We start from the raw sequence: 1,423 nt of genomic DNA, 5'->3' as shown, positions 1-1,423 counted from the left end.
GCGAGTGTCCAAGACGTTGATGCAACCACCCTTGCTGACTGCACCGGCGTTGAGATCTATGTGCCCTACAACGCAGATGAGACCTACGCATGGCGCGCTGGTGTCCCTGCTACGGGCAACCACCTCATTCCCTATGGTGTGAGCATGCCTGATGCACCGCTCGTGCTCAACCAAGACGAGACCGCAGAGCTTTTAGGCGATACCGGGTACCTCAAGTCAGAAGGCCGCATTGACGTGCGCTATGCCTATGATGCAGCCCCCATCAGCGTGGACCCTTCAACGGGCACGGTCACCGCCAAACAGACTGGCAAGACTACCGTGACCGCACAACTGAGACTGAACGACAAACTGCTCGCCAGCGCTTCTCGCGCTGTCATTGTGGCCCTCGCTCCCAAACCAGAAGAGCCAGCGGAGGATGACGCGACTGACGAGAAAGATGAAGAAGCTGCCGAAGACGACCATGACCACGAAGGCGAAGAAGGTTGCACAGAGGGTGTCGATGCCCCCGATGTTTCCTATCGCGATCAGCTCTTTGAAGAGGGCGACTACTACACCAACGGTGCTCATGATTACGAAGAAAAGGTCATAAATCGTAGTGTTGTTCTCGCGAGCATGGATGCTGAAATCTCAACCATGAGTCTTGAAGTTCCTGAGGTGGCAAGCTGGTCTGGTAATGGTGATAGTTCAGGAAATTTCACTGGCGCTTCTGGTAGCCGAGGGTGGAATTTTAGCTATGACAGCGCAACAAGAACTTTAACAGTAACAATGAAGAGTACTGCAACTTGGTGCAAAATAAGCGAATGTGGCGGCAAGATTAACTGTACCGGGGGAGGCGGCACACACAATTACAACTTTCGTAAGTCACAGAACAAACTAAATGCAGTGCGTAAGCTTGTTCTGATTAACTTTGACCACAAGAACCCCAAAATGTTTTTTAGCAAGATGACGAATCTCGAAGAGGTCGAAATACAGGGAAATTTTCTAAGCAATACTTATAATGGGAACAAGACGGGCATTACCAGTGTCGAGAGTATGTTTTCTGATTGTCCGCAACTGCGTATAATTCCCAGTAATATGACCTTACCCAGCACGGTCACCAACACTACCGAGTTGTTTGCTATTGGTGATCATAAAGGAGACGGTTCAAGAACAAACTATATTCTTCTTAAAGAAGGTAATCAGTTCACTTCATCCGCCACGCGATTGCCAACCACCTATGCAGGGAATGATTCTAAAATAATAACGGCGCTGGATTCGTTTATTAGTTCGCCAATACATACTGATGAAAATACGAGCGGGCGACGAGAGCGCGTCACTTCCTATCGCACCGTCACCTTCGATAATCGAGGCGGTTCCGGTGGGCATCAAACAGCAGGCGAATCATCGTCGGCTACCACGAAGACCTACACTATTAAAGTTCCGA

Annotated in this window: 1 protein-coding gene; it reads left to right on the top strand. The window is 49.7% G+C overall.

Features of this window, described 5'->3' with window-relative positions:
• A partial coding sequence (locus NFR19_RS08845) for a P1/P2 acidic ribosomal protein (protein WP_251213425.1) occupies positions 1 to 1,423 on the top strand: 1,423 nt, incomplete at both ends.

The sequence above is a fragment of the Adlercreutzia murintestinalis genome (assembly GCF_943192905.1).
GTDB classification, from domain to species: domain Bacteria; phylum Actinomycetota; class Coriobacteriia; order Coriobacteriales; family Eggerthellaceae; genus Adlercreutzia_A; species Adlercreutzia_A murintestinalis.
Note: the sequence above shows the minus strand (reverse complement) of the source record. Positions and strands in the feature narration are given on the sequence as shown.